Below are 7,533 nucleotides of genomic sequence, written 5' to 3'. Positions count from 1 at the left end.
CCGGTAGTCCGGTCAACGGTCCCAACGACCGACAGATCCACCGCGGGAGCGACCAACGGCGCGACGTACGGCGGCACCCCGAGGTGGAGTCCCAATGCCCAGGAGTTGCCGAAGCCGAAAAGGAAACTGAGCCCCATCACCAGCACCATGATCACGGTGACGCCGCGGACGGCGGAGCTTCCTGCCCGGTCGCCGCCACGGCCGCCTGACGATGCTGCGGCTGTTGCCGCTTCGGCGCTCATCGAAGACTCCGCATGACCTTGGTCGGCTGCCAGGCGCCGGCTGATCGCTCGGGCGGGGCTGTCCGCTCCGCCCTGCCCGCTGCCGCACCGGTTGCCACACAGGGGTGCGGCGAAGGCGCGACGGGGGTGTCGCTGGCCCTCTCGGAGGCGGCGGATGTGTGGCAATGCGTGTGGCAACGCGGGCCGCCAGAGGGGCACTCCGGCGACCAGAAGTGGACGTCAAAGCACGTGTGCGGACGTTCCTGAACGGTATGGACCGGCCTGAAAAGCGGAAGGTCGGCGGTTCGACCCCGCCCCTGCCCACCACCTCTGACCAGGGGTTTTGCTCCTCAACTGAGCCCCTCACAGCCTCTTCAAGATCGTTATGTAGCAACGGGCCGAGCTGTCCGACCGACGTGCACGCTGACATGCTCGTGCGATGCCACCGGCACGCGCCCCGGCACCGGCGTCCGGGATAGCTGTTGCCCCGGTCATGCCGCCGCCCGCCCCGCACCCGCGCGCNGAGCGTCAGCCCGTCGAACTCCACCGGCCGAAACGGCGTACCCGCCAACGACTCCGGCGGCACCGGCCGCACCGCGGCGGCGATCTTCACCTTCACCTCCGCCGACCCGGCCCGCGCGTTCGGGTCGGCGTCCATCATCCGCACCGCCCACACCAACTCACCGGTGACCTTGTCCCGTTTCTGCGCGTCGGTCACTCCGAGCCCCGCTCCCAGTCGCTCGCATACGGTGGCTGGGACAAGTGCCTCTACAAGTACGCCTGGTTCGACACCTCACCCGAGTGCAAGGTTGCCCATGCGCTCGACGACGTGCGCAGCAACGTCGTTGTCCGGGCCCGTCTACACATCGACGATCTCCCGACTACCTGGACCCGAGAAGGCCGCGAGTACAACCCTGACCTCGTCGCGATCGAAGAAGTCGACGGCGAGCGGACCTGCTGGCTCATCGAGACCAAGATGAACAAGGAGGCGACTGTCGACGGCGTTCGGGCGAAATCGAAATGTCACTGTCCGCAACCACGCTGGAGTCGTGCCGCGTCCGTGTTCGGCGGACACCCGCTTCGACCATGCCAACCCGCGTGCCAGACGCCGGTGACGAAATCGGATGACACCACCCGGACAGAGGTGTCCCCGGCAGCAGGGCGACCGCTACACGGCCTGCGCACTCGCGCAGCCTGCATCGTTTGCACAGAAATAACTGGCCATAATCAAGAAAAATAGTTTAACGGGGTGGCCACAGGGGATATCACAAGAAACCTCTGTCGCAAGGAGAGACCACCATGGTTACTTTTGTCCTCGTTATGCTGCTGCTGGGTCTGGTCGCTGGCGCGATCGCTCGTATTGTGCTGCCCGGCCCCGATCAGATCGGTATTTTCGGCACCATCGTTGTCGGTGCCATCGGCTCCTTCGTGGGCGGCTTCCTCGGCTATATTCTGTTCGACCGGGACGTCGGTGAGGGCGCCCTGCAGCCATCCGGAATCATCGGTGCCGTCATCGGCTCCATCCTGGTACTGCTGGTGTGGCGGAGTGTCGGTGGCCGCACCGGCAGCCGTCGGTACGCGCGACGGTAGGAGCGGGGAGGGCCTCGCGACGCCTGGGCGAGAGGGTATCGGGCCGGCGTCGCGGTACGGCCGTTCGCGCCGATGCGCGGCCGAACCGGTCCGCTACAGGGGCTGCCGGCGGTATCGCCACCTCGTCCGGGACAGCGCCCGAATGTGGCGAACCGTCACTCCACGGGCCGTCGCCTTCGTCAGCACGGCGCTCAGCGCGACGAACAGCCTGGCCACGGCACGCGCACCGCTGCCGGCACTTCCACAGGAAAAGGAATCCACATGAGTATGACTGACAAGGTCAGAAACACGCTGCATCGGCTCCGGGGAAAGGGCCGGCGGAGCGCCGGCAGGGTAACCGGCGACCGAGAAATGGAAGCGAGAGGCGGGGCCGAGAAGACCCGCGGGGACCTCAAGCAGGCTGGTGAGAACGTCAGGGACGCCTTCAGCTAGACCGGACCGGAACAGCCACAATCGAGCGGGCCTGCGGGTCCGGCCAACAGGGTCGGACCCGCAGGCCCGTTTCCGCCTGCCTGCGGGCCGATGAGCACCCGCCGGCTCGTCACGGCGCGCACGGGAGAGGGGGCCGGGAATTGGATTACCGCACGATGGGATGGCTCGTCACGGTGCGCACGGGAGAGGGGTTTCTGGCTACCGGGTGACGTGGAGGTCACCGCGACCGGGGTTGCGGGCCTCGGCATTGCGGTGACGACGCGCGAGCCGGCGGAGTTGGAACATGCGGCCCGTTCCGGGGATCGCGATCAGTAGTGCTCCCGCGACCGTGGCGAACAGCATCGCTACCGCGAGCGGCAGGTGGCCGTCAAAGCTCAGGAACGACACTTCGACCTGCTGGCCGTTCTGCAGAATGAAGATCAACAGCAGGATGAGGACGAGGGCGAACAGAATTGCCGCTGTCCAGGTTCGGCTGGTGCGCGTGGAGCGCACGACGTGCTGGCGGACCGCGGGCTGTGTGCCGCCCGTCTCGGGTGTCCGTGGGTCCGGCGACGGGTCGGTGATCGTCATGACGGCTTCCTGTTCTGGCCTCGGCCGGGTAGTGCACCTGTGGGTCTGTCGAGCGCTGCTGTCCGCGACATCCCCTTCTTGCCTGACATGTCCCGGATCACACAGCCGTGAGGGCGGTCGGCGCGGTTGCCGCACCTGGTGGGGCCAGATCGGGGATCAGGGCGGCGGCCGTCGGTGTGGCGTGCACATTCAGCCGGTCGACCATGCGGGTCAGGGCGAACAGGCGGTAGATGTGGGGGCGGACTCCGACGACCTTGACGGGGATGCCGGCGAGGGCCGCCCGGTTCGCGACGCCGACCAGGATTCCCAGGCCGCAGGCGTCGAGGAAGGACACACCGTCGAGGTCGACCACCAGCAGCGGTGGTAGCTGGTCGAGGCCTGCCATCAGCGCCGCGCGGAACGCGGCGCCGGTGGCCATGTCGATCTCACCGTGGACACGCACGATCGTCATACTGGGCGGCGCGTAGGTGTCGGTATGAAAGCGGATGACGGACCTGGAAGTGCGCTGAGACAACGGGCCGGACAGGTGGAGGAAACCCTCCATCACGATCACCAGGCTTTCGGCCAAATGAGTTGCCACCGGAAGGTGTAAGCAGTCGACGGGAGCGCATGGCATCCGGACACTTCGGCTGGCTACTCAGACCCGGCTCTCACCATAGCGCGATCCGTCTCCGACCGGGAAACTTTTTCCACGTTGCGGGCGGTCCCGCGGCGCCGGGACACGATTGTCGGCTATCTCGCCGAACCTCGGATGGACGGGGGTGGCGGCTGGCGGCGTCGGTGGGAGGTCAGCACAGCGGTGCTGTCGACCGTTCCGTCGACGATGCCGCGGGCCAGGTCGGTGAGGCGGGTGTTGGTGTTGCGGGCGTGGCGGCGGAGCCGGTTGAACGCCTGGTCCATGTCGAGGCTGCCGCGTTCGGCGAGGACTCCTTTGGCCTGTTCGATCACGACCCTGCTGGTCAGCGCGTGTTGTAGCTGCTCGGCGAGCATCTCCTGGTGGCGGATCGCACGTTCCTGCAGGATCGCGATCGTCGCCACGTCGGCCAGCGCCTGGCCGATGCGGGCGTCGGCGTCGTCGAGACGGCCGGGGCGGGTACCGAACAGGTTCAACGTGCCGATCACCTCGTCGCGTAGCCGCATCGGTAGCGCATGGACCGAGCGGTAGCCCGCGGCACGCGTCTCGGCCGTGAAGATCGGCCACCGGCGTGCGGCCAGATCGACGTCGGGAACGGTGACCGCCGTGCCGGTGTGGTAGCAGTCCAGGCACGGCCCCTGGTCGTGTTGGAGCTGGAACAACTCGAGTAGCCGGCTGGTCTCCGAGGATGCTGCCACGACCTGCAGGCTGCCGCGCTGGTCGGCCAGCAACAGGCCGGCGGCGGCTACGTCGAGCAGGGTCACGCAGTGGTCGGCCAGCCGGCGCAGCAGGTCCGCGACGTCGTAGTCGGCCACCAGACTGTCGGCCAGGGCGACGAACGCCTCGCTCAGTTGCTGTTCCTGATCCACCGTCGCCTCCACGCACCCGTCACGCGTCCCATGAGGAGTTTTGTCCGCCATCATCCGGGCAGGTCACCGTCGAGTCGCAGCCGGCGGCCGACGATGTCGCGGGCGACCTCGTCGGGGGTCCGCCCGGCGGCGTAGGCGTACGCGCGCAGCCGGACAAGGGCCTCCTGCGCGCTCACCCCGAGCTGGGCCATCACCATCCCGGTCGCCTGGTGGATCTCGGCCCGGTACATCCCGAAGGCGTCCGGGCCCACTCCGAGCGGCAGGCCGGCCGGGCCCCGCAGGTCGCCGGCCGCCGCGTCGATGACCGTGAGGGCCGCGACGTCCACGACGATCAACGCGTCCGCCAGCGCATCGCCCTCCAGCGAGCCTGGCCGCGCGCGTACGAGGTCGAGGGCGCCCAGCCGGATCGCGCCGATCTGCAGCGGAAACGCGAAGATCCCCTGGAAGCCGGCAGCCAGGACCGCGGGGGTGAACATCGGCCAGCGGCGCCCCGCCGGCCCGGTCAGATCCCCGACGAGCACCGGGTGTCCGTGGCGGGTGGCGTCCCAGCAGGGTCCCTCACCGAGGGCGAACTGAAGATCGTTAAGATGGGCGGAGGCCGGATCGCTCGCGCCGGAGTAACCCTGGCCGGCAGTGTCGGCCGTCACCGAGATCGCAGCCCCGTCCACCGGTAGGGCTGACACGGCGCCGGTGCACAGCCGCTCCAGCACCGAAGCGTCCCTGGACCGGTCTGCCAGCAGGGCACGCAACTCGCGGCGAAGCCGGCCGGGGTCACTCACGCGCTCCTTGGCTGCCACGCAGGCGCGGTGCGACACCGACGACACCCCTGGCTGTGATCAACCGCTTCTCAGCTCCTGCCACCGCGGAAAGGGTCGGTTCTGCCGTAGGCGAACCGGCCACGAGGTCTGCGGTTATGGTTGTTCCTCTCAGTCGACCAACCGCATCAGCGAGAGGGAACCCGGAACAGGCATACGGACCAGACCAGGACGAGAACACAGCCACGCTGACATGACGCCTCTCAAGCTACGCCGCCACCCGTGGCCCCGTGGCCTCCCTGCTCGGCCAGGCCGAAGAGGAAGGCCGTCAACGGGACGGATCGAATCAGGTTACGCGTCCCCGATCCCTCGGTCCCACCGCGCCTGCGCCGGAGGCGGCAGCCGAGATGGAACGATGTGCGATGTGCGGAAGGATGTTTGCGATGTACGCCCGCGAGGGCGTCGGCCTGCCGGTCACGGCCGCGATCGGGCGGCCGTCGCGTGAGGACGAGCCGGCTGGAGGCGTTCAGTGACGCCGTCCTGGCCATCATCATAACGATCATGGTGCTGGAACTGAAGGTTCCGGAGGGGCACGACCTGGCGGCGCTGCGGCACACCACCGGGACCTCGTTGCTCACCTACCTGCTCAGCTTCGTCTATGTCGGCATCTACTGGAACAACCACCACCACACCTTCCAACTGGTCCAGCGCAGCACCGGCGGCGTGCTCTGGGCGAACCTGGGCCTGCTGTTCTTCCTTTCCCTGTTTCCATTCACCACCGCGTGGATGGACGACAGCGACTTCGCCCGCACTCCCGTGGTCGTCTACGGGGTGAACCTGCTCGCGGCCGCGATCGCCTACTTCGTGCTACAAACTGTGATCATTCGGAACGAGGGCGCGGGCTCCCCGCTGCGGCAGGCTGTCGGGCGGGACCTCAAGGGCAAGGCATCCGTGATCCTCTACCTCGCCGGTATCGTGAGCGCGCTGCTCACCGGCCACGGGCACATCGGCATCCGGATCGCGCTCGGCTTCTTCGTCGTCGTCGCCATCCTGTGGCTGATCCCCGACCGCCGCATCGACCGCATCATCCGCGACCAGGGCCTCCCCGACTGAGGTCGTGTCCGCGCGATCGAAGATCCACCGGACATGGCCTGGCCGGTGCCCCACCGTTGAGACGTACCGTCCGGGCACGCACACGCGCGCCCCGAAAATCATAGATTGAGATCAGATCTCAAATCGGAATCGACCGGACGGCCAGGATCCGGTCAGCCGGACGAACGGGATCACAGCGATGCCGCCCCGCACTCCGACGACGGTTCAGGATCGTCAGGACCGTCTGTGACAGCGGCGACGGCTCGGCTGACGAGGTGTTCGGGCAGCCCCGCCTGTTCGCCATGCCAGCGCACCCAGTCGGGCAGAAGCGCCTTCGCCGCCGCCGTGACCGGATCATCGATCCAGTCGCTCATCAGAGCCCGGTGGAACCGGACGCGGTGCGGGGACACCGTATGCCGGGCCTCCGGCAGGACCCCTTCGATCCACTCGTACGCCAGCGCGGCGACCGCGTCAGAGTCCGGCTGCGCACCGTGCCGGGTGACGTACCAGATGGTGAACGCCTCGGCCGTCGGGGTCTCGTCGATGTCACGGTACAGCGACGGCGTATCGGGTAGCGGCATCCCACGCCCGTTCAACGCGTCCGCGAGATCATGGATACGGCGCCGGACACGGAACCAGTTGTCCAGTGCGGAATCGGACTCGGTTCCTTGTATCGTCTCCTCCCCGATACCGCAGTAAAGAAGGCAGCGCAGGGATTCCGCGGTCTCGGACGGTACCGGCAGGGCGTCGTCAGCCGTGTCACCGACCATGCTGCGCCACGCCGCGGCAGCCTGCGCCACATCGTCGAAGACACCTGCGTTGGCCACTTCCACGAAGCCGCAGGCGTCGATGTCGAACAGGAAGACCGACGGGTCCGCACCACCGGGATACTCACAGCCAGCGATCACCGCCAGCCGGGTGCCGTAGGCATCGCGCATCCGCCACACCTCGCCGGTGGCGGCGATACGCGGCAGCGTTTTCAGCCACCGCGGCTGGGGTCGCGCGGCCGTGCCGGCCCGGACCGCCTTCCCGACATCCGACGCCACGCTCCGTAGCGCGTCCTGGGTATTCGAGGCGAGCGCGGGCGACGCGATCGAGGTAAGGCCGTGCAGCAGCCGCCACGGTGCCTCCCACGCACCGCCGCCGCGGCCCAGCTCGTCCCGGACGCGGGTCGCCAGCGCGTCGGTGAGCTCGGCGAACCACCAGTCGAACCACAGCCCGGCGCAATCCTCGCGCAGGGCACGGCGTAGCTGGCCGCCCAGCAGTTGCGCGGCCGCCTCCTCCAGGCGGCGGGGCCCGTCGGCCGCCATGACCACCTCGGCCCCGTCGATGACCGCCGTGGTCGACCGGCCGAACCAGGCGGGCGGCTG

General features: G+C 68.3%; 8 protein-coding genes and 1 pseudogene. 3 read left to right on the top strand and 6 right to left on the bottom strand.

The window, feature by feature from the left end:
- Positions 1 to 242: pseudogene (locus FrCorBMG51_RS32015) on the bottom strand (hypothetical protein); the annotation flags it as partial.
- A gap of 1,278 nt (positions 243 to 1,520) precedes the next feature.
- On the opposite strand from FrCorBMG51_RS32015, the gene FrCorBMG51_RS21575 reads away from it, so the two are divergent.
- Positions 1,521 to 1,811, top strand: coding sequence for a GlsB/YeaQ/YmgE family stress response membrane protein (locus FrCorBMG51_RS21575; RefSeq protein WP_047224841.1), 291 nt, complete (start codon positions 1,521 to 1,523; stop codon positions 1,809 to 1,811).
- Between the two features lie 261 nt (positions 1,812 to 2,072).
- Positions 2,073 to 2,243, top strand: a complete 171-nt coding sequence (locus FrCorBMG51_RS27480; RefSeq protein WP_076844236.1) for a CsbD family protein — start codon at positions 2,073 to 2,075, stop codon at positions 2,241 to 2,243.
- A 198-nt stretch (positions 2,244 to 2,441) separates the two neighbouring features.
- On the opposite strand, the gene FrCorBMG51_RS21570 is transcribed toward FrCorBMG51_RS27480, so the two are convergent.
- The 4 genes from FrCorBMG51_RS21570 to FrCorBMG51_RS21555 form a co-directional block, all read right to left on the bottom strand.
- On the bottom strand, positions 2,442 to 2,813 hold the full coding sequence (locus FrCorBMG51_RS21570) for a LapA family protein (RefSeq protein WP_047224840.1): 372 nt from the start codon (positions 2,811 to 2,813) through the stop codon (positions 2,442 to 2,444).
- A 97-nt stretch (positions 2,814 to 2,910) separates the two neighbouring features.
- Positions 2,911 to 3,357, bottom strand: a complete 447-nt coding sequence (locus FrCorBMG51_RS25765; protein WP_162233265.1) for an STAS domain-containing protein — start codon at positions 3,355 to 3,357, stop codon at positions 2,911 to 2,913.
- A 188-nt stretch (positions 3,358 to 3,545) separates the two neighbouring features.
- Positions 3,546 to 4,316 carry a GAF and ANTAR domain-containing protein gene (locus FrCorBMG51_RS21560; RefSeq protein WP_086055609.1) on the bottom strand — a complete coding sequence of 257 codons (771 nt, stop codon included), beginning with the start codon at positions 4,314 to 4,316 and terminating at the stop codon, positions 3,546 to 3,548.
- A 50-nt stretch (positions 4,317 to 4,366) separates the two neighbouring features.
- Complete coding sequence (locus FrCorBMG51_RS21555; RefSeq protein ID WP_052914922.1) at positions 4,367 to 5,095, bottom strand: GAF and ANTAR domain-containing protein; 729 nt, start codon at positions 5,093 to 5,095, stop codon at positions 4,367 to 4,369.
- A 477-nt stretch (positions 5,096 to 5,572) separates the two neighbouring features.
- Here FrCorBMG51_RS21555 and FrCorBMG51_RS21550 point away from each other — a divergent pair, with 477 nt between their 5' ends.
- Positions 5,573 to 6,184, top strand: coding sequence for a TMEM175 family protein (locus tag FrCorBMG51_RS21550; protein ID WP_047224838.1), 612 nt, complete (start codon positions 5,573 to 5,575; stop codon positions 6,182 to 6,184).
- Between the two features lie 170 nt (positions 6,185 to 6,354).
- On the opposite strand, the gene FrCorBMG51_RS21545 is transcribed toward FrCorBMG51_RS21550, so the two are convergent.
- The coding region (locus tag FrCorBMG51_RS21545; protein WP_200902547.1) for a hypothetical protein at positions 6,355 to 7,533 on the bottom strand (1,179 nt) is incomplete at its 5' end.

It is taken from the genome of Protofrankia coriariae (assembly GCF_001017755.1).
Lineage (GTDB): Bacteria > Actinomycetota > Actinomycetes > Frankiales > Frankiaceae > Protofrankia > Protofrankia coriariae.
This window is presented reverse-complemented; position numbering and strand designations above follow the sequence as displayed.

What these genes read in the sequence shown, in the direction of transcription:
- FrCorBMG51_RS21575 (WP_047224841.1), top strand. Translation starts at nt 1,521, where the DNA reads ATGGTTACTTTTGTCCTCGTTATGCTGCTGCTGGGTCTGGTCGCTGGC.
- FrCorBMG51_RS21570 (WP_047224840.1), bottom strand. Translation starts at nt 2,813, where the DNA reads ATGACGATCACCGACCCGTCGCCGGACCCACGGACACCCGAGACGGGC.
- FrCorBMG51_RS27480 (WP_076844236.1), top strand. Translation starts at nt 2,073, where the DNA reads ATGAGTATGACTGACAAGGTCAGAAACACGCTGCATCGGCTCCGGGGA.
- FrCorBMG51_RS25765 (WP_162233265.1), bottom strand. Translation starts at nt 3,357, where the DNA reads ATGGAGGGTTTCCTCCACCTGTCCGGCCCGTTGTCTCAGCGCACTTCC.